18 protein-coding genes are annotated in these 21,191 nt (G+C 36.8%); 14 read left to right on the top strand and 4 right to left on the bottom strand.

Features of this window, described 5'->3' with window-relative positions; genetic code table 11:
- The first annotated feature begins 219 nt into the window (after nucleotides 1-219).
- From ACIP9C_RS00370 to ACIP9C_RS00355, 4 genes are all read left to right on the top strand, one after another.
- Nucleotides 220-1,812, top strand: coding sequence for a PucR family transcriptional regulator (locus tag ACIP9C_RS00370; RefSeq protein ID WP_401007549.1), 1,593 nt, complete (start codon nucleotides 220-222; stop codon nucleotides 1,810-1,812).
- Nucleotides 1,813-1,944: 132 nt separating this feature from the next.
- Nucleotides 1,945-3,213, top strand: a complete 1,269-nt coding sequence (locus ACIP9C_RS00365) for a cytosine permease (protein ID WP_401007547.1) — start codon at nucleotides 1,945-1,947, stop codon at nucleotides 3,211-3,213.
- On the top strand, nucleotides 3,210-4,313 hold the full coding sequence (locus ACIP9C_RS00360; RefSeq protein ID WP_401007544.1) for an S-methyl thiohydantoin desulfurase family protein: 1,104 nt from the start codon (nucleotides 3,210-3,212) through the stop codon (nucleotides 4,311-4,313). The genes ACIP9C_RS00365 and ACIP9C_RS00360 overlap by 4 nt, the downstream gene beginning before the upstream one ends.
- A complete protein-coding gene (locus tag ACIP9C_RS00355; protein WP_401007542.1) occupies nucleotides 4,306-5,856 on the top strand; it encodes a hydantoinase/oxoprolinase N-terminal domain-containing protein in 1,551 nt (516 codons plus the stop codon). Before ACIP9C_RS00360 ends, ACIP9C_RS00355 begins: the two co-directional genes overlap by 8 nt.
- A gap of 188 nt (nucleotides 5,857-6,044) precedes the next feature.
- Here ACIP9C_RS00355 and ACIP9C_RS00350 read toward each other — a convergent pair whose 3' ends face one another.
- A complete protein-coding gene (locus ACIP9C_RS00350; RefSeq protein ID WP_401007539.1) occupies nucleotides 6,045-6,686 on the bottom strand; it encodes a hypothetical protein in 642 nt (213 codons plus the stop codon).
- A gap of 431 nt (nucleotides 6,687-7,117) precedes the next feature.
- Between ACIP9C_RS00350 and nagE the strand changes: the two genes are divergently transcribed.
- The 5 genes from nagE (at nucleotide 7,118) to ACIP9C_RS00325 (ending at nucleotide 12,203) form a co-directional block, all read left to right on the top strand.
- The gene (nagE, locus tag ACIP9C_RS00345; RefSeq protein WP_401007536.1) at nucleotides 7,118-9,091 is read left to right on the top strand and encodes an N-acetylglucosamine-specific PTS transporter subunit IIBC; all 1,974 of its coding nucleotides are present in this window, start codon (nucleotides 7,118-7,120) and stop codon (nucleotides 9,089-9,091) included.
- A 58-nt stretch (nucleotides 9,092-9,149) separates the two neighbouring features.
- Nucleotides 9,150-10,007, top strand: coding sequence for a patatin-like phospholipase family protein (locus ACIP9C_RS00340; protein WP_401007534.1), 858 nt, complete (start codon nucleotides 9,150-9,152; stop codon nucleotides 10,005-10,007).
- A 153-nt stretch (nucleotides 10,008-10,160) separates the two neighbouring features.
- Nucleotides 10,161-11,021, top strand: a complete 861-nt coding sequence (locus tag ACIP9C_RS00335) for a LysR family transcriptional regulator (protein ID WP_401007532.1) — start codon at nucleotides 10,161-10,163, stop codon at nucleotides 11,019-11,021.
- A 38-nt stretch (nucleotides 11,022-11,059) separates the two neighbouring features.
- Nucleotides 11,060-11,800, top strand: a complete 741-nt coding sequence (locus ACIP9C_RS00330; protein ID WP_401007530.1) for an urease accessory protein UreH domain-containing protein — start codon at nucleotides 11,060-11,062, stop codon at nucleotides 11,798-11,800.
- A gap of 79 nt (nucleotides 11,801-11,879) precedes the next feature.
- On the top strand, nucleotides 11,880-12,203 hold the full coding sequence (locus tag ACIP9C_RS00325) for a YnfA family protein (RefSeq protein ID WP_172771240.1): 324 nt from the start codon (nucleotides 11,880-11,882) through the stop codon (nucleotides 12,201-12,203).
- A 69-nt stretch (nucleotides 12,204-12,272) separates the two neighbouring features.
- Here the strand turns inward: ACIP9C_RS00325 and ACIP9C_RS00320 are convergent, their stop codons facing one another.
- From ACIP9C_RS00320 to ACIP9C_RS00310, 3 genes are all read right to left on the bottom strand, one after another.
- Nucleotides 12,273-13,031, bottom strand: a complete 759-nt coding sequence (locus tag ACIP9C_RS00320) for a class I SAM-dependent methyltransferase (protein ID WP_401007527.1) — start codon at nucleotides 13,029-13,031, stop codon at nucleotides 12,273-12,275.
- 158 nt (nucleotides 13,032-13,189) lie between these two features.
- On the bottom strand, nucleotides 13,190-14,578 hold the full coding sequence (gene nhaC / locus ACIP9C_RS00315; RefSeq protein WP_401007526.1) for a Na+/H+ antiporter NhaC: 1,389 nt from the start codon (nucleotides 14,576-14,578) through the stop codon (nucleotides 13,190-13,192).
- A gap of 136 nt (nucleotides 14,579-14,714) precedes the next feature.
- Complete coding sequence (locus tag ACIP9C_RS00310; protein ID WP_401007523.1) at nucleotides 14,715-15,482, bottom strand: sulfite exporter TauE/SafE family protein; 768 nt, start codon at nucleotides 15,480-15,482, stop codon at nucleotides 14,715-14,717.
- Between the two features lie 385 nt (nucleotides 15,483-15,867).
- Between ACIP9C_RS00310 and ACIP9C_RS00305 the strand changes: the two genes are divergently transcribed.
- From ACIP9C_RS00305 to ACIP9C_RS00285, 5 genes are all read left to right on the top strand, one after another.
- On the top strand, nucleotides 15,868-16,491 hold the full coding sequence (locus tag ACIP9C_RS00305; RefSeq protein ID WP_401007521.1) for a DUF47 domain-containing protein: 624 nt from the start codon (nucleotides 15,868-15,870) through the stop codon (nucleotides 16,489-16,491).
- Between the two features lie 18 nt (nucleotides 16,492-16,509).
- Nucleotides 16,510-17,526, top strand: coding sequence for an inorganic phosphate transporter (locus ACIP9C_RS00300; protein WP_401007518.1), 1,017 nt, complete (start codon nucleotides 16,510-16,512; stop codon nucleotides 17,524-17,526).
- 445 nt (nucleotides 17,527-17,971) lie between these two features.
- Nucleotides 17,972-18,670, top strand: a complete 699-nt coding sequence (locus ACIP9C_RS00295; RefSeq protein ID WP_401007516.1) for a response regulator transcription factor — start codon at nucleotides 17,972-17,974, stop codon at nucleotides 18,668-18,670.
- Nucleotides 18,667-20,115: a HAMP domain-containing sensor histidine kinase gene (locus ACIP9C_RS00290; RefSeq protein WP_401007513.1), complete on the top strand. Its 1,449-nt coding sequence runs from the start codon at nucleotides 18,667-18,669 to the stop codon at nucleotides 20,113-20,115. The genes ACIP9C_RS00295 and ACIP9C_RS00290 overlap by 4 nt, the downstream gene beginning before the upstream one ends.
- Nucleotides 20,112-21,182, top strand: a complete 1,071-nt coding sequence (locus tag ACIP9C_RS00285) for a LolA family protein (RefSeq protein WP_401007511.1) — start codon at nucleotides 20,112-20,114, stop codon at nucleotides 21,180-21,182. Before ACIP9C_RS00290 ends, ACIP9C_RS00285 begins: the two co-directional genes overlap by 4 nt.
- The last annotated feature ends 9 nt before the right edge of the window (nucleotides 21,183-21,191 follow it).

Below are 21,191 nucleotides of genomic sequence, written 5' to 3'. Positions count from 1 at the left end.
ATTAAATAACTTTTAATGGATATTTTTTTATGTCGCATTAAGTGATTAATAAACGCATACAAAAGTTGAGCAGGCTGACAGCAAGTAAATTACTTGAAAAATGTCTATTTTTGAAACATTGTGTCGAATGTGATACTCTTTTTCATAGGGTATCGACTTTTGTGATACCAGTAATATTGAATAGAATGCAAATTTTTAACAAAGTAGTGGTGAAGAAATATGGGGGTAACAGTAAACGATTTGCTGCAATTACCATCATTTAGAGGAGCGGAAGTATTAACGGGTCGAAATAATCTTAATCGAACTGTTTCCTCTCTATCTGTTTTAGAAGTTTCAGATGGAGATTTTTGTTCGAAGATTGTCCAAACAGTGCAAGAAGAGTGGTATGCGGAAGAACTAGTGATTAGCTCTTTTTTTTCCATTCGAGATAGTGTGGAAAAACAATGTAGTACCATTCAATATTTACATGACCTAGGAGAATTGGGTTTAATATTATATTATGTCGGTATCGTTTTGCCAGAAATCCCAAAGGAAGTTCTAAAATTAGCAGATTCACAAGATTTTATTATTATTTGTATGCCTAAAAATGATTATTCACTAAGGTATAATGAAGTCATTTATGAAGTGATGGAGACAATCATTAGTAACCAAGCGGTCAATGATCATTTCGTTAAAGAAACATTAGAAAAAGTTTCGTTGCTACCAGAGCATTTACGCAGTGTAGAAATTACGCTGAAAATGTTATCGGATCGCCTGAAAGCGAATATTGTGCTGACGAATACGAATTTTGATATTGTCAATCAAGTAATGTGGCCTAGAAATTCTTCCTTAGATGTGTCCAAAGTCATCGGAGAATTTTCCGAAAGTTTAGTCAATCAGGACAAGGTGGAGCTTGAGCTTTTAAATAATGATATCACTTGCGTTATTGACTATAAAAGCGTTCACCAAAAAAATGGCGAGCTGCTGTATTTATTTCTTATTAAAGAGAATACGAAATTGCCCTCAAAGACAATTGAAAAAATTAGTGAAGTGGTACAAGTTGCAATTAATCTATGGGGAGATAAACATGATGATGTAAGTGAGTATGCGTTGGTCAAAGCAATTATTAATGATGAAAGTGATAAAATGCGCAGATTGGCGAATGTACTTCATATTGATGTCTCTGCTGTGCAGATGATGTGGTTAGTTACGATTAATGATTTAACGAAAGAAAAAAGTATTCGAGATGAATTGGATGAACAACTTTCAAAATATTACAAAACAAGAGTGATTCAATGTATTGATCATTGCATCATAGTTCTCTTAGGAAATTGTTTATATAAATATAACGAATTTGAAATTGCTAGTGAGTTTATTCAAACGACAAATTTCGACGCTCAAATTGCTGAAATTGTATATTCACCGAAAATGAAAAATACGAAAGCAGTAAGACAAATGTATCAGTTAGTGAATCAAGTCGGCGAAAAGGTCCATGCCATTTTCCCATTGCGCCAATTGTATACTGCAGCTGAAATAAGATCCATAAAGCGGGCGATTGATTTAAGTAAACATGGGGAAGAGATGATTGAAGAATATTTGTCAGCGATTGAACCTATTTTGAATGATGAGGAGTCGTTAAAAACTTTAATGACGTTTCTCTTAGACGCAAATGGTAATTTTGATGACTGTAGTAAGATTTTATTCATTCATAAAAATACTGTAAAATATCGCATAAAAAAAATTAGTGAATTGATTGGCAGTGATGTTACAATCTACTCAGAATTTTACGATGTTTATATGGCATGTATGCTCTATCGTTTAATTAATTATTAAAATAATCTGGAATTTTGTTCGAATTGACAAAATTTCAGATTATTTTTTTTATTTATGAAAAAGACGTACCATTACCTACTCTCTTATAATTAGATTCATTCAAGAAACAAGGAAGTATAAGGAGGGAGTATTATGAGAAACGAAGGCAATGAACAGTCCTGGTATAGTTTAGGTATTATTTGGGCTGGTGCGATGATTTGTATCCCGAGTTTACTAGTAGGGAACGCGCTTATTTCGAGTATGAGTTTACCAATGGCACTTGCCGTAGCACTAGTTGGCTATACGATTGTTGTTATTATCATGGTTTTGCAAGGTATGCAAAGCAGTGACTTAGGTAAGCCGACCGTCCATATCGCAGGACATGTATTTGGTAAAACAGGATCTCGCACGATTTTGTCTATTATATTAGCCATCGCTTGCTTGGGCTGGTTTGGTATTCAGGCCAATGTTTGTGGGGTAGCGTTAGCAAATTTATTAGCGCATTTTAATGTGAATGTACCAACGCCATTCGCTTCTTTCCTTAGTGGGTTGGTCATGGTGATTTCAGCGATTTATGGAATGAAAGTACTACGTGTATTAAGTTATATTGCAGTACCTTTATTAGTTGTAATTTGTGTATTTGGTTTAGTACAAACATTGACGGGAGATCATCTACAAATCATTTTGGACTACAAACCGAAACAAACGATGAGCTTTATGGATGGATTAGCTGTAACGATTGGCTCGTTTGCTTTAGGAGCAGTAATAGCAGGGGACTATTCGCAATTTTCAAAAAAACGAGCAGATGTTTTTAAAGCAGCTACCTTCGGCATCATCCCTGCTGGTATTTTAATGATTGGCGTAGGGGCTGTGTTAACAATCGCTTATCAAACAAGTGATATTACGGCTGTCTTTTTAAATATTGCAACACCATTTATTGGTGGTGTGGCGTTAATTTTAGCGACATGGAAAACGAATTTGGTCAATGCCATTTCAGGAGGAATCGCTCTTATTAATGTCTTTAACGTTTCTAAGGAAAAAGAAAAAGTGGCAATAGGTATTGCTGGAACAGTTGGGACATTATTGGCTGTAGTAGGGATACTCAATTACTTTACACCGATTATGTCAATATTATCAGCAATGATTCCTCCAGTTGCTGGCGTAATGATTGCTTCATATTGGTTTATGAATAAAGGTGATAAAAATAGTTGGCATGAGGTAGAAGGGGTCAATCGTTTAGGTGTATTTTCATGGCTAGCTGGTGCAATTATTGCCAGTGCTCCTGTTGTTTTATCCTTATTCCCTGAATTACCTCAAATACCTAACCAGCCTTTAATCGGGATTGTCATTTCATTTGTTATTTATTATATAGGGCATCGGATAACTGTCCAAAAATCGATAATATTGGAGGAAAATAGATGAGATATTTAGATAAAGAAGCAATTGAAAACATTGCGATTGGCGCAGCATTTTTAGGCACTGGCGGAGGCGGAGATCCGTACATTGGAAAGCTTATGGCTCTTTCTGCTATTGAAAAAAACGGGCCTGTCAAATTGTATTCAGTAGATGAAATAGCAGATGAGGACTTTTTTATTCCCGCTGCAATGATGGGAGCACCTTCTGTTTTAGTCGAGAAGTTCCCACGTGGCGATGAATTTGTGAAAGTTTTCCAAAAGCTTGCTCAGTATTTAGGAAAGGAGCAAATTGCAGGTACGTATCCAATGGAAGCCGGTGGTGTAAACTCGATGATTCCGATTGTAGTAGCTGCACAACTTGGTTTACCCCTTATTGATTGTGATGGCATGGGTCGTGCCTTCCCAGAATTGCAGATGGTGACATTCCATTTAGATGGTATTTCAGCAACACCAATGGCGATTACCGATGAAAAAGGAAATATTGGTATTTTTGAAACAATTGATAATAAATGGACAGAGCGTTTAGCTCGTACAGCGACAGTAGAAATGGGCGCAAGTGCTTTAGTAAGCTTATATCCTACAACTGGTGCACAAATGAAGAAAAGTGGCGTGCATCACATCATCACACTTTCTGAAAAAATTGGGGAAATCATTGCGTCCAAAAATAAAGAAGTAAATGACAAGCTACAAGAATTGCTAAACCTCGTTTCAGGCTTCGAATTATTCCAAGGTAAAATTGTTGATGTCATTCGAGAAACGAAGGGTGGCTTTAACCTTGGGAAAATGAATCTTGAAGGCATTGATGCCAATAAAGATGAACAGATGAAAGTCCATTTCCAAAATGAAAATCTACTAGCAGAAAAAAATGAGCAAGTCGTTGCGATGACTCCAGATTTAATTTGTTTAGTAGATTATGAAACACTATTACCTGTGACAACAGAAAGTTTAAAATATGGTAAGCGTGTACGTGTTATTGGCCTGCCTGCTAATGAAAAATGGCGTACGGCAAAAGGGATAGAAACAGCTGGTCCAAAATACTTTGGCTATGATTATGATTATGAGCCTATCGAAGAAATCATGAAAAAGGAGGTAGCTGAGCATGTATAAAATCGGAATTGACGTAGGTGGAACAAATACAGATGCCATCCTTTTAGATAACAATAATAAGCTTATTCATAGTGTAAAATCACCAACAAGCTTAGATATTAAAACAGGGATTGAAACGTCTTTACGACATTTACTGCAAGACTTAGCAATCGATAAAACACAAATTAGCCATGCGATGTTAGGTACAACACAATGTACGAACGCTATTGTAGAGCGTAAAAAACTCGCTAAAGTAGGGGTCATTCGCCTTGGCTATCCTGCAACTGCATCAGTATTGCCATACACTGCTTGGCCGAAAGATATGGTTGAAAACCTATCAGGCAATTATGCTTTAGTGCATGGTGGTTACGAATATGATGGGCAAGTATTAGGACAGCTTGACGAAGATGAAATTCAATCGCTATTAGAGGGCTGGCGACACCAAGTAGAGTCAATAGCCATCGTTGGGGTCTTCTCTTCTATCAAAAATGATCAAGAATTGAAAGTCCGTGATATTATTCAACAAGTTTACGGTGAAGAGTTTCCAATTTCTTGTTCTTCATTGATTGGGTCAGTTGGGTTAATTGAACGTGAAAATGCAACAATTTTAAATGCAGCACTTTGCAAAGTAATTGAAACAACGACACAAGGCTTCGTTCATGCATTGCAAACAGAAGGGATTTTTAATGCGGAAGTGTATTTATGTCAAAATGATGGAACGTTGATGTCAATTGATTATGCAAAACAGTTCCCAATTTTAACAATTGCTTGTGGACCGACGAACAGTATTCGTGGTGCATCATATTTGTCACAAATTAAAAATACGATGGTGTTGGATGTTGGCGGAACAACTTCTGATATTGGTGTCCTACAAGATGGTTTCCCAAGAGAATCGTCTGTCGCTGTAGAAGTAGGGGACATTCGTACGAACTTTAGAATGCCAGATATTATTTCAGTTGGACTAGGCGGAGGTAGTATCGTTCGTGTCAATGATGGCAAGATTACGGTTGGCCCTGATAGTGTAGGCTATAAAATTAGCCAAGAGGCACTGGTCTTTGGAGGCGACACATTGACAACAACAGATATTGCTGTTCGTTTAGGTCTTGCAGATGTAGGAGATTGTAGTTTAGTAGCTCATCTTGATGAAGCATTTGCCAAAGACGTACAAAAAGAAATGGCGTCGTTACTTGAGCAAGCCATTGATAAAATGAAAACTTCATCAGAAGATGTCCAACTTGTTTTAGTTGGCGGGGGTAGTATTATTGTACCTGAATCGTTACGAGGGGTAGCTAAAATTATTAAAAATGAACATGGTAGTGTTGCCAATGCAATTGGTGCATCAATTGCTCAAATTAGTGGGCAATATGAACAGATTTATATTTATGCTAAAGAACCACGTGAAGAATCATTGCAAGATGCACAAAATAAAGCAGTGAAGCAAGCGGTATTAGCCGGAGCTCTTGCTGAGACAATTGAATTAGTAGAAGTGGAAGAAACGCCACTTGCTTATCATCCAGAAAACGCAACAAGATTAAAAGTAAAAGTTGTCGGCAAAATGGCATAAATAACAAGGAAGAGCCATTTACTAGTAAGTGGTTCGGTTATGAAGTAGAAAATGTTAATTCACAAGTAAAATAGCAATTTGAATGTCCTATTTTCAGAGTAAATTGCACAAGAAAACGCAGAGGTTTTAGTATCCTCTGCGTTTTCAATTATCGCATTCGGTTATTGAATAACTACAAACAATATTATCTATAATTCATATGCGAAAGCACCATTCTTATTGTGTATAAAATCTCTTTTATTACTAACTACATTTGTATAATCAATCTCAATAAAATAAGTAGCTTTGCTTAGATTATCATAAAAGAAAGGAGAAAATTCTAAATCTTTAAATACAAAAATTTCTAGTTGTTTATCGTTATTTCGATAAGCTTCAAATAAGCGATGGTTGCCATTGATACAATAAGGTTTATTATCAGTTAAATATTGACTTTGAAGTATCATTACAGGATTTTTATGATTTGGCTTTATTTTGTTTGGATCTTTATTTATGTTACCGTAGTCAACGGAATGAATAATGCTCGATGGAATAACCTTGACTGGTTTCAAATTGTTTTCTTTTATGAGGGTACAAGCACCATCTATATCTAAAGCATATTCAAACACCCCTGTTGGGAACTCTGCGTATAATGAAAATGTCTCTTGACCAATCGGATGCACTACTGGGTAAGTTTCATTGATTAGTATTTGATTTAAAATCTCCGTCCATTTCAAGGCAAGTTTAGCGCCATAACTACTCTTATTTTCCATTTCTTGAATTCGTGAAATAAAGTGTTTTGACGGTTGGAATTTCTGAAATTCACTTTCATAAAATTTAATTTTACTTTCCATTCTTTAACTCCTTGTGTCTAATATTTATTATTTAGTTTCCTATATTCCGATGTCTCCAGAAGATTTTCGAAAACTCCTTTTGGCTTCCCTATACTTATCCACTTCTTTCCCTTCATAATACCGCTTTATGTAAACATATTCCATTCGATATTTATCATTAATTAAAAGCACCTCTCTAAATTTCAAAAAAAGTGCCTGACACTTGGAAGGCATCAAGAGCCTTGGTGCCTTTTAGCGACATAGTGAAGAGCCTTTCCTTCTTTTTATAAATAGAAAGCGTTGCAATTATGCTACTAGTTAAATAAAATATCGTCGTAAAAGATCAATTTTTGTCGATGAAATATTTATTTTTTATTAGCATGGAAATATAATTATTGTAACTTACTCAAATTTTTAATGGTCTAGACAACTATACCAAAGGAGGCTAAATTATGTTTGCTTTTTTACAAAAAATAGGTAAGTCATTAATGTTTCCAATTGCTACTTTACCAGCTGCTGCATTACTTTTACGTTTAGGCTCTGGAGATATGCTTGGAGCAGTGCAACATGAAGTTCTACAATATATTGCTATCATAATGGCTGCATCGGGTAATGCAATTTTGGGCAACTTACCTATTATTTTTGCAATCGGTATTGCGATGGGCTTTGCACATGATAGTAGTGGAGGTGCTGCATTAGCTGGCGCCATTGCCCATCTTGTACTCGTTGCTGTATTAGCGGCTCTAAATGAGGCATTAAACATGGGAGTATTTGGTGGTATTATTGCAGGTATAACAGCAGGTTTACTTTATAATAGATTTTATAATGTTAAGTTTCCAGAATGGTTATCGTTCTTCGGGGGGCGGCGATTTGTCCCTATCGTAACATCAATGACTATGGCGGTTGTAGCTAGTATATTAGCGATAGTATGGGGGCCAATTCAAGGTGGTATTGATGCAGTAGGGAATTGGCTTATCGGCGCAGGTTCGCTTGGAGTAGGTATGTATGGTTTCTTAAATCGACTATTAATTCCAGTTGGCTTACACCATGTAGTGAATACCGTGATATGGTTTGATTTTGGTGAATTTACTAATACCGCAGGCGAGTTAGTAAAAGGAGATATCCATCGCTTTTTAGCGGGTGATCCATCAGCTGGACATTTCCAAGCGGGTTTCTTCCCCATTATGATGTTTGGTTTACCAGCGGTTTGCCTTGCAATGTACTTTGCAGCCAAAAAAGAAAAGCGTGCAGCTGTTGGCGGTATGCTTTTATCGATCGCTTTAACAGCATTTTTAACTGGCGTTACAGAGCCAATTGAATTTTCATTTATGTTTTTATCCCCAATACTCTACGCAATCCACGCTGTATTAACAGGGCTCTCACTTGCCATTTCCTACATTGTTGGCTTTCGTGATGGCTTCGGTTTCTCAGCAGGCTTAATCGATTATTTATTAAACTTTGGTTTAGCAGATAAACCGTTATTGTTAATTCCACTCGGATTAGGTTTTGGGACTTTCTACTTCGCAATATTCTATTTCATAATAAAAAAATTCGACTTGCAAACACCTGGACGTGAAGATAATGATGAAGATGAAATAACAGGGAACTCTACTATAACCGATGATTTAGATTTACGCGCTTTCCAGACTATAGAAGCATTAGGTGGAAAAGAAAATATTAAACAGATTGATTACTGCACAACGCGTCTTCGTCTATTAGTGGATAATATAAATAAGGTGGATGAAAAAAAGCTCAAGCAAAGAGGTGCTCGGGGTGTTTTATGTATAAGCAATACAAATGTCCAAGTGATAATCGGGCCATCTGTAGAGTTTCTAGCTGAGGCAATGAAGGAACAACTGAAGAAGGATAATCCTACCCCAACAAACGAAAGCATTCGAAAAGCAGAACCAATAGCTGAGTCGACAGATAATAATCCATTCATTTTACTAAACGATTTTGATATGCCCATATCCGGAGAATTAATACCATTAGCTGAAGTACCAGATAAAGCATTTTCAACTGGCATTATGGGTTCAGGATTTGGGATTTACCCGAAAGATGGTACAGTTTATGCGCCAGTTGACGGTCAGGTAGTGATGGTTTCTATGGCAAAGCATGCTATCGGCTTATTATCCGACACGGGTGTGGAACTATTAATTCATGTTGGATTAGACACGGTAAAACTAGAAGGAGAAGGATTTGACATTCGTGTGACAGAAGGTCAAAGGATACAACGTGGCGAGGTATTATTAAAGGTAGATCTACCACATATTAAAGATCAAGTTCCTTCAATCATTACACCTGTAATATTTACTAATTTGCATGGACTAGAAATAACACTTGAAAAGCTCGGTTATCAAAGAGCGGGCACACCGCATATTATTTCGATAAAAAATCATAACTTTATAATTGATGAAAAAAATTAAGAAAGTTAGCATTGATTACGGTAAACTAAAAGAGAATATAGAGTGAAAGAGTGATGGCATGCTACAAGTAAATGTGGAGGATTCAAGTTTAATATTAGAGGGTGGAACGTTTCGTACATTGTTTACATCCGGTGTATTGGATGCTTTTTTAGAGCATGACATTATGATGCCTTATGTTGTAGCCATATCAGCAGGCGCAATCAATGCTTGCTCCTATGTGTCACAGCAAAAGGAACGATCTTTACGTGTATTAATGGATTACCGTCATGATAAGCGTTATATGGGCTGGAAAAATTTCCTTAAGGAAAAGAGCTTGTTTGGCTTAGACTTTGCTTATAATGTTATTCCAAATGAGCTAGATATTTTTGACTGGGATACGTACAAGCAATATGACGGGAAATTACTTTTTGGCGTAACGAATGCAGCAACAGGGCAAGTTGAATATATGGATGCAGGAGAAATGGATCGTCAATGTATGATGTTGCGTGCAACTTGTGCTATACCTATTCTATTCCCGGAAATCAAACTAAATAATACACCCTATTACGATGGCGGTTTAGCGGAGCCAATTCCAATAATGCACGGTGTCGAAAATGGATTTAAAAAGCATGTACTTGTGTTAACAAGACCTAAAGGCTACCGTAAACAAATGGATCGCCAAAGCAAGTGGGCTATGAAACTACTAGCAAAACGTTATCCTAATTTGGTGAAAAGCATGCAAAAACGTGCAGATCATTATAATGCTTCTCTTGAGTATTGTGAAAAGTTGGAGGCTCAAGGAAAAGCGTTTATATTCCGCCCAACACAAGCACTCAACAGCTTTGAGAAAGATATGGAGCAAATGCGTAAAAATTACGACATGGGCTACGAGCAAGCTATGCAACAAATCGATGCATTGAAGCACTTTTTAAAATAATTGCATATAATCGAATTCAAAAGGAGAGTGCCTTACATGTTAAGGTGCTCCTTTGTCCTTTTTAGTCGCAATAATAACCTATATAGATTGAAAGGTTTCAAGTTATACTATAATTTCGTTATAATGAATGAAAAACTAAAAGAGGCTTTGTCTATGGAAACAGAATGGTTACGGACGTTTATCGTGGCAGCGAAAACCGAAAATTTTCGTGAGACGGCAGAAAGATGTTTTATTACACAATCGACAGTATCGAAACATATTCAGCATTTAGAAAAGGAATTACAAACACCGCTTTTTGAACGGCAAACAAAACATGTAAAATTAAATTACATCGGGGCACACTTTTTACAGCAAGCCCAAAAAATAGTGGCAACCGTTGATGAGGCATTACATAGTACACAATCTTTGAAAAGTGGTTTTACTTCAAAATTAACAATTGGCGTAGCGCCGCAAATTGCGAATTCTACATTACCAGCCATAATTGATTATTTTCACAAGCAAAAACCTACAATTCAGCTCTCAATAGAACTGTTAAAATCCAATGAAATCGGAGAAGCGGTATATGCAGGAGCTGTCGATATAGGTATCTCGAAATTGACGTCCACACGAGCTATCCATATGGAAATGCTTGCCGAAGAGCCACTCCAACTGATCGTACCGATAGGCAAAAAATTTACCGACCCAATGACACTTTTACAGCAAGAAACGATTTTAATCCACGAATATGCGCCATATTGGCAAGAGGTCCAGCAAGTACTACAACAATTACCGAGCTATAAAAGTATGCAGGTTAATCAAACCGAAGTCATAAAAAACTTTGTGAAGCAAGGCTTAGGTATTGCTTTTTTACCGAAAAGTGTAATTGAAGCTACCTATCAGGAGCAATTACTTCATAGTTATTCAGTAAAAGAGTTTTCACATATTGTTTCAAATACTTATTTTTTATGTAAATATGTAACTGCAGATATTGAAGCTTTTTTGGCTGTTTGTTATGACATTTATAAAAACAAATAGTTCAGCGGTCCATTACTAGGATTGAAGGTGATAGAAACATGTATAGTTTGATGTCAGAAATTAGTCGCTTCGTTAGCGGTCCAATTACTTTATTTTTAAACTCCTATGAACATTCCCCACTAATTATAGCATTACTTTTAGGGTTAGTTGGCGCCCTTGCACCTTGTCAATTAACTGGCAATATGAGTGCTATTACTTTCTATGGTAATCGCTCCATTCAAGTGAAAAATAATTTTGGGGAAGTAATATTTTTTATTATCGGTAAAGTCGTTGTGTATAGTCTAATCGGATTATTGGCTTGGCTATTTGGTCAATCATTTGAAACGACAATGACTAGCTATTTTCCAATCTTCAGAAAGGCGCAAGGGCCAATCATGTTGTTGACCGGTTTTGTCCTAATTGGCATCTTAAAATTAAAATGGCTGCATCAACTGTCAACACGTATCCCACTTATATTGAAAGAAGGAAAGTTTGGTTCCTTTATAATGGGTGCTTGTTTTGCCATTGCTTTCTGTCCAACGATGTTTGTGCTATTTTTCGTTTGGCTTATGCCGACAGTCGTTACAACTTCGTATGGCTTTATTTTGCCAGCGATTTTCGGCATTGCGACCTCAGTTCCATTAATCTTAATGCTGACACTTATCCTTGTGTTTGATACAAAAAGTCTTATTATGAAAAAAAGCATGAAAATGGGAAGAGGGATACAAATCGTAGCAGGTATAATTTTAATTATCATAGGTGTAACGGATACGATTACATATTGGGGCTTTAATATATGAGGAAGGAAAGTTGAATGTAGGGACAAGCATAAGCAGCATAGCAGTAATTTAAATAAGAATAAGAAGAAAGTGGGAAAACATGATTTACGCTATTATATTATTTATCGTAGCAGGAATTGGTGAAATTGGAGGGGGTTATTTAATTTGGCTTTGGTTAAGGGAAGGTAAACCATTTTATTGGGGTATTTTTGGAGGGATTGCATTAGCATTATATGGCGTTGTTGCAACCTTTCAATCATTCCCAACTTTCGGTAGAGTCTATGCAGCGTATGGAGGCGTCTTTATTGTGCTTTCCGTATTGTGGGGCTGGGGAATAGATAAGCAAAAGCCAGATATGTTAGATTTAATCGGTGCTGGCATTTGTATAGTAGGGGTCATGGTCATGTTATGGCCTCGTTCGTAATAAGAGGCGGAGACAATGAGAAAAAGTGTTAGAATGACTGCAGTTATTCTAACACTTTTTTGATATCTTTTAGCCCTTTGTCACAAAAAAACGTAATCGCCAATAATCGGCAATCCATTGCTTGTCTTGATATTGGCTTGGCTTTAACAATTCTTCACATTTAGTGTAAACTAGCTCCTTTTCATCTGCACTTAACTGCTGAAGAACGTTATTGCTAAACATGACTAACCAATTGCGTAGACCATCGTCGCCTTGAAGAGGGGTCGGACGTTCATATAAAGTAATCATTTGAACTGTAAATCCCGCATTTTCTAGCATAGTTCGATATTCCTCAGCAGTAGGAAAATACCAAGGGAAATATTGCTCCTCAAAAGGAAGCTGAAGCTCCTCCATACTTTTTCGAAGTGCCCCCACAATTGAAGCAATATTCTCTTTACCGCCCATTTCTGCAACGAAACGTCCATGTGGTTTCAGTGCACGGTAAATGTTTTCGATGACCTTGTCTTGTTGTTTCATCCAATGCAGAGCAGCATTGGAAAATACTGCGTCAAACTGATATGTGTAGTCCATCAAAGCAGCATCCTTTATTTCGAACGAAAGTGCCGGGAATTTTTGTTGTGCGCTTTGAATCATTTCATTTGAGGCATCAATTCCTAAAACGACCGCATTAAATTGAGCAATTTCATTTGCTAAATCGCCAGTTCCACAGCCAACATCTAAAATACGTTCATGTTTTTGGGGTGCAAGTAAGTTCACTAAGCTTTCCCCCAATTTTGAAACAAAGTCATGCTTTTGATCGTATAGATTTGCATTCCATTTTATTGTCATTGTTATTCCAACTCCTTTGCATTAGCATAACAAAGCTATTTATTGTGAGGAAATGCAAAAAATTCACTGTTTTGATTCCACTTTGGAATCATAGAAATAGAAAAAATCTGCAAGTAATCTACGATGTAATTACGTAGACTGCTAGCAGATTTTTTATGCTAATCTAGTTTTTCAAGCTTTGTTAACGTTTTGCCACTCCAGCCAAATAGTACTGTTAAAATTGGACCAAGTAAACAGAAGAAGGTGAATGGAAGGTAAGTTGTCGTTGATATATCTAGTACACTTGCGATAAAAATTCCGCACACGCTCCAAGGCACAAGCGGATTAACAACAGTACCAGCATCCTCCATCACACGTGATAAATTTTTGGGTGCAAGTCCGACCTTTGCAAACTGAGCTTTAAAAGCCTCTCCTGTAAGCAAAATAGATAAATATTGCTCGCCGATTAATGTGTTGACACCAATCCCAGTAAGCGCAGCACCAGTAATAACTGAGCCTGCACTTGTAAATAAACTTTCTACTTTTGCTAAAATACTTTGAATAATCCCGAGCGTAAATAGAAGTCCACCCATTGTTAATGCTAGTAAAACGAGCGCAATCGTAAATAGCATACTATTCATGCCACCACGCGTCAGCAGGGCATCTACTTCCTCATTTCCAGTATTGGATACATAACCATTAAAAAGCATTTCGAATACATGGGAAAGTGCAAGTGGTTCTTGAATGTAAGCAAGTCCAACACCAACGATCGAAACAACTGCAAGTGTAATAAGTGCAGGAGCCTTATATAATGTCATGATGACAAGTACAACGATTGGTAGCAATGTATACCAATGAATAAGGCCCGTTGATAGTAACCCTACTTTAAATTGTTCGACCGTTTCAAAAGAAGTATTGGCGCTAGATGGAGATAACAAGGCATACAGTACAAATGAGATGATAAAGGCGGGAATTGTCGTCCAACCCATATTTTTAATATGCTCAAATAGATCTACACCTACCGTACCAGATGCTAGATTAGTCGTATCGGAGAGTGGTGACATTTTATCGCCAAAAAAGGCACCCGAAACGATTGCACCAGCAGTTATTGCTAATGAAATATCCATTGCACCAGCGATTCCCATAAAGGCAACACCAACTGTTGCGACTGTTGTTAGTGAACTACCAACAGATACACCGACGATGCTACAAATTAGAAAAACAATTGCAAAGAAAAAGCTAGGTGAAACCGTTAAAAAGCCGTAGTAGATGAGTGTTGGGATGGTACCACCCATAATCCAACTGGAAATTAAAATACCGATAAAGAAGAAAATAAAAACAGCGCCTAAACCAGCACTAGCACCTGCAATCATCCCAGATTCAAGCTCACGAAACGGTACTTTTTTAATCAGTCCATAGGCAATTAAAATCGAAATGACTAGAACAATAGGAATATGGGGCGTTGCCTTTAAATAGCCGATACTAATTGCCATTGTGGCAATAATTAAAAGTGTAATGAAGCAAGCCTCAATAAATCGAGGGTTACTTTTTGCTTCAATTCGAAACATATGAATCCTCCTAAACATTACTTTTGCGCTTCAATGCGGTGAAGCCCAAAAGTATTATAGCACGCTAACGATTATTGTCAATTGATTGAAAATTCAATCAACTAAAAAGGTAGCGATCAATATCGCTACCTTCTAATTAATGAGAGCCGAAATAATCCCATGCATTTTTCACAATTAAGATACAAGTCATCATAACAAAAATAATACGCATTATTTTCGTACCGCGTGTTAACGCAAATTTTGAACCTAAAATGGCCCCGAAAATCATCACGAAGCCCATTGGTAAACCGTACAAAAAATTAACCTGTCCTAATACTAAAAACATTGCAAGGGCTGCTAAATTCGATGTGAAATTAAATGCTTTTGCATTGCCTGCTGCTTGTAAGAAGTCATTACCCATCATTAATAATATGAATATGAAAAAAGAGCCAGTTCCTGGACCAAAAAATCCGTCATAAAAGCCGATTACCGCAAAAGCACAAAGAAACCCAAGTTTCTTTGCAGTACTTAAAATGCGTTGAGTAGGTTTTTGTCCCCAATCTTTTTTAAAAATTGTATAAGTTGCTACAAGTACGAGCATAACAAGCATAAGTGGCTTTAAAATTGAGGGAGACACGAGGTGCACGGTATAAGCGCCAATTAGTGAGCCAATAAAAATAAAGGGCAAGGTTTTTCCGATCTTTTTAAAATCTACTTTACCTGCTCTCAAAAATGTGAGCATGCTTGTTCCATTACTTATGGTATTCGCAAGTTTGTTTGTTGCAATTGCTGTGCTTGGAGGTAAGCCAACTGCCATTAACGCTGGTAAAGAAATTAATCCGCCACCACCAACAATAGCATTCAAAAAGGATGCAATAAAACCAAAAACTAATAATGTTCCGAGTGAGAGTAAATCAATATCCATATAAAGTAATACACATCCTTTTATAAATCGTCGCTTTCTTATAAGCGTACTGTGAATGGCTAAAAATAACAATGGTGTTTGTTATTTTAGTGAAAAAAGCCTTTACAATTCCTTTACATTAAAAAATAGAAAGAAAAAAATTTTTTCAAGTATTTTTATAAAAACAAAAGAAAAAATGTTACATTTCACAGCAAAAACTGTGTTTTTGTTAGAAGATTTCCAACGTTTGTAACTTATTAAAGTATGCTGAAATGAAATGTGGCGATTTTTATATTACATTATTGTAAATTCAATTTATTTATCTTTAAAGTTATGTAGAATTATGTAAAGGTTTTGTTATGATAGTTGCAGCAATCGACAATATTTAATCAACAGGAGGAACATAATGTTCAACTCAAGTAAGCAAGATCCATTTTTCCAAGCATTATTAAAAATCTCTCAAAATGTGAAAGAAGGCATTTACTACGCTCATAATGCGCGTATTCAAGATAATATTGATGCATTGAAAGAAATTGCCGATACAATGAAAGAATATGAAACAAGCGGTGACAAATTAATTCATGAGCTAATTGTAATGCTTAATAAATCATTTATGACACCGATTGAACGTGAAGATATTTTAGCACTAGCAAATAAATTAGATGATGTAATTGATGGGATGGAAGGCTGTATTGCTCATTTTAATATGTATAACTTAACAGAAGTAACAGAGCCGATGCGTCAATTCCTTACTTACATTGCGAAAAGTACAGATGAAATGGTACAAGCAATGGAATTGTTAAATAGTAAAAAGCTTGTTGAAATGCGTAAACATGCAATTCAAATTAAAGATTATGAGCGTGAATGTGATGAAATTTTCCGTTCTTCTATGAAGCAATTATTTATTCAAGAAAAAGATCCAATGCGCATCATCGTATTCAAAGATATTTACGAACAATTTGAAGATATTGCGGATTGCTGCCAAACAGTAGCAAATACAATTGAAACAATAATCATGCGAAATGCGTAAGATGGAGTGTACTAATTAATGGATACGATATTACTGATAACAATATTAGTCGTTATGTTCGCTCTTATATTCGACTTTATTAACGGCTTCCATGATACAGCCAATGCGATTGCAACATCTGTATCAACACGTGCATTAAAGCCTCGCACGGCCGTTTACATGGCTGCGGTAATGAACTTTGTCGGAGCAATTACGTTTGTTGGCGTTGCGAAGGCGTTAACGAAAGATATTGTTGACCCTTTCACCTTAAATACTTATGACGGTGATATTACTGGCTCAGTTGTTATTTTAGCGGCATTACTTTCAGCGATTACATGGAATTTATTAACCTGGTATTTCGGAATACCATCTAGTTCCTCTCATACATTAATAGGTTCGGTAGCTGGAGCAGCAATTGCAGCAGCAGGCTTTGATATCCTAAATTACGAAGGTTTCATTAAAATACTTCAAGCACTTATTTTCTCACCTTTACTAGCATTTGCTGCTGGTTTTTTAATGATGTCACTATTTAAAGTAATCTTTAAAGATATGAATTTATATCGTACAAATAAAGGATTCCGTACAGTACAAATCGGTACAGCGGCATTACAGTCATTTACGCATGGTACGAACGATGCGCAAAAGGCAATGGGGATTATTACACTTGCATTAATCGCGGGTGGCTTGCACCAAGGGGATGATATTCCATTCTGGGTACGTTTTGCAGCTGCATGTGCGATGGGTCTTGGGACATCGGTAGGTGGTTACAAAATTATTAAAACGGTGGGTGGTAAAATTATGAAAATCCGCCCAGTCAATGGTGTAGCAGCGGACTTAGCATCTGCTTCGATTATTTTCGGTGCGACGTTAATCCATTTACCTGTATCGACAACACACGTTATTTCATCTTCCATTATGGGTGTAGGTACTGCACATCGTGTTAAAGGAGTTAAATGGGGTATGGCACGTAAAATTGTGACGACATGGGTAATCACAATGCCTATCTCAGCAGTTATGGCTGCTACAATATACTTTATCTTAAGCTTATTTTTCTAAAATAGATTGAAGGAATGTACGAATTACGTGCTTCCATAATGTTGACAAAAGGCTCAAAAAGTTGAACTTGATGCCTTTTGTCATTTTTTTGAATTATAATGGAATTACTCTATTCACTTGTTCGGTTGATTTGAGCAGAGAGCGGCGAATCCTGCTTTGAACAGCACAAAATGAAAAGACACAACAAACTGCGAGTTAGCGAGGGTTGCGGCTTACACGTGCGACCGCGGAAAGGGCTGCCCGTAGAGGAAATCTATGGCAGTAGTTTAACTCTTTGAGTTTGTCTACAGTCAGGAATGCACAATTAATGTGCATTCTTTTTTTGTTTTCTTTTTGATTTGCCCTTGTTAATACAGGAAAGTCCAACTATCGTAATTATAAAGAAAGTATAAAGTTCAGAGGAAATGAATGAATCCATAGTAAGGTAACTACAGGGGGAAAACAGATGAGTGAAAAGCTATTACTAATTGAGGATGATCCCGCAATAGGACGCATAGTTAAAGATACGCTAGTACAAGAAGGATATGTAGTCACGTGGGCTACAACAGGTTTAGAGGGGCTAGCAGATTTTCAAGCACAACCATTTGATTTAGTATTAGTCGATTGGATGCTACCTGAAATGGACGGACTTACCGTTTGCCAAAATATTCGTTGGGAAAGTGATGTACCAATACTAATGATGAGCGCTCGTAAAGACGAAGCTGATAAGGTTGAGGGTTTACAAGGTGCTGATGATTACTTAGCGAAACCTTTTAGTTTGGCAGAATTAAAGGCACGTGTTGCCTCACATCTTCGTCGTTGGCAACGCTATAAGAAAATAGAAGTTACGGAACATGTTGCTACATTTGCTTTTGGTTTAACAATTGATTGGCAAAAAGAAATAACGACACTTCAAAATAAAGAACTAACCTTAACACATAAGGAGTTTGCACTGTTAAAACTACTGGCAAAAAATCCTGGTCAAACATTTTCTAAAGAAGAACTATATCAGCATATTTGGCAGCAAGCAAGCGTTGATGAAACACATACAGTAACAGTCCATATTAAAGCACTACGAGAAAAACTACAGGATCCTGTTAAAACCCCACGTTATATTCAAACAGTTTGGGGCAAGGGCTACCGCTTCATTGGAGATCCGTTATGAAAATTAAATCTTGGCTTCTCATCATGTTTTTCATTGTCATGATTGTACCAATTGGCGGGGCATATGGTTTATTCATGTGGATTAATGCATATTACCATGATAAAAGCTTTGCAGAGTATATGGAAAAATGGACTGAACTAAATCGTGTAAAATCTGTTCTTAACGATCCAGCATTGTATACAAAAAATGCTGATTTGCAACAGGTGAAAGTACTGACGAGTGATCAACTTGCTATTACGCTGTACGCTAAATCTGGTTTTGTTTATTATTCTTCTAATCCTTTGAACTCTGGGTTTGTTTCAAGAGAAATCATAATGAAAAACTTGTATGAATTACAGCAAAAATATAATGCATTTACATACAAAGAACCAATTTATCAAAAAGGGGATTTAGTTGGGATTTATGAAATCCAATTAGTGAGGAAGGACTGGGTTCAAGGTGTAGAGAGCCGTTCATGGCTTGTTATTGCTAGCATCATTACATTATTTCTAGCAATTTATACGACTGTAATTCTGTTGCTTAACCGTAAATTGAATCGGCCATTACAAAAGCTAATGCAACAAATGCATGCCTTTGGTAAAGGAAAACATGTAGAATCTGCTATTGCAACAAGAAAAGATGAAATAGGGGAGCTTGCGAACACTTTCCTAAGTATGCAAAGTGAAATTGAAACAGCACGTGCTCATTTAAAAGAAGAACAGCAACATAAGGAGCTGATGATTGCCAGTATCTCACATGATTTAAAAACACCATTAACGTCAATTCAAGCATATGCAGAAAGCTTACAAAACCCTTTACTCTCTTCTCAGATGAAGGAGGAATATCGTGCGGTTATTTTATCTAAGGCAGTGGATATGAAGGAAATGCTAGAGGATTTACTTATGTATACATTGCTTCAATCTACAAGCTATGATGTATCACTTGTTCAAGTAGAGGGGCAGGAGTTTTTTGATATGGCGCTTTCGGAATATGAACCACTTTGTCAAAGCAAAGGATTTTCGCTGCGTACGTTATGTGAAGTAGAGGGAGTATATGCTGTCCATCCTTCACAAATGCAACGGGTGATTGATAACTTAATGAGCAATGCGACACACTTTGGAACATCGGGCACTACTATTGGTTTAGCAGCCATTAGTAATCGTAAACTTGACTGGGGTTTTGATTTTGTCAATGCAGCGCTTACCCAAAAGAAAGGAATGTATTTAGTTGTGCAAAACAGTGGGGCTGGCGTATGTGAACAAGAAATCAATCAATTATTTGAACCACTGTATCAATCAGATAACGCTAGAACAAAGACAGGACAACGAGGAACAGGACTTGGTCTTAGCATAGCGAAACAAATTATTGAAAAACACGGTGGAACTGTAAATATGGTATCACAACAAGGTGTTGGTACAGCAGTGCTCTGCTGGCTACCTCTATACAAAGGAGTAGATGAACAATGAACTTGAAACAAACATTATGTGTAGGAGGAATGATTGCACTGCTGACCATGAGTTTAGTTGGCTGCAATTCAGAAGCATCCTATTCGCCACAGGAGATAATAGATCAAGCATTACAGGAAACAAAAGAGCTAGAAAGCTATTATGGTGAATATACTATGGATATAGATGAAGCTGGGGTCGCTACAGTAAAAGAATGGATGAAGGATGGTAAGCGTCGAATTGAAATGACAGTCGAGGATGATCATGTAATCGCAGTCAATGATGGTAAGCAGATTACTACTTTTAATAAAAAAGAAAATAAAGCTTCGATTATGACATTTGAAAATGGAGAACTAGAAGAATTAATGGGGAAATCGGCAAAAGACAGTGCCCAAGTATTATTAAACATTGTAAAGGACTCCCATGATATTTCAATAGCGGGTGAAGAAAAAATTGCTGGTAGAGATGCTTATCATATTACGGCGAAAGCTAAAAAAAAGAATACGTTACTAGGCGACATTGAAGTGTGGATCGATAAAAAAACATGGTTGACGTTAAAAACAATCACGACGAATGCAGGCAATGTGACGCAACAAGAATATACGAAGCTTGAAGTTAATAAGAAAATAGATGATGCATTGTTTGCCTTTGAAATTCCAAAGGGTGCAACAGTCGAACAAATTGATACGTTAGATCAGACAGCACCTACGACATTAGATGAGGTGAAAAAACAGCTTGGTGATTTTTTACTACTACCTGAAGAAAATGGGTTGACCCTATCAACGATACTAGATATGAAAGTAGAAGAACGTCCAGAATTTTCTTTCGAATATGAAAAAGATGAGCAACCTGCATTTTCAGTCTCTGTTTTTAAAGTTGTTAGTAATTATGAAACGTTTGGTGGTAATCTTGCGAATGAAGAAGATATACAAGTACGAGGAGAAAAAGGGACATATATGGATTTAGGGGAACTCTTTGTTATTAGTTGGTCTGAGAATGGCTACGAATACAGCATCATTACAGAAAATCCCGAATTGACAAAGGAAGAAATACTAGCATATGCGGAGGAAATGACCATTGTTCAGTGAGGTGAACGG

The sequence above is a fragment of the Lysinibacillus sp. NPDC093210 genome (genome assembly GCF_044753985.1).
Lineage (GTDB): Bacteria > Bacillota > Bacilli > Bacillales_A > Planococcaceae > Lysinibacillus.
The sequence above is the reverse complement of the archived record's forward strand: the minus strand, read 5'-3'. Positions and strand labels throughout refer to the sequence as shown.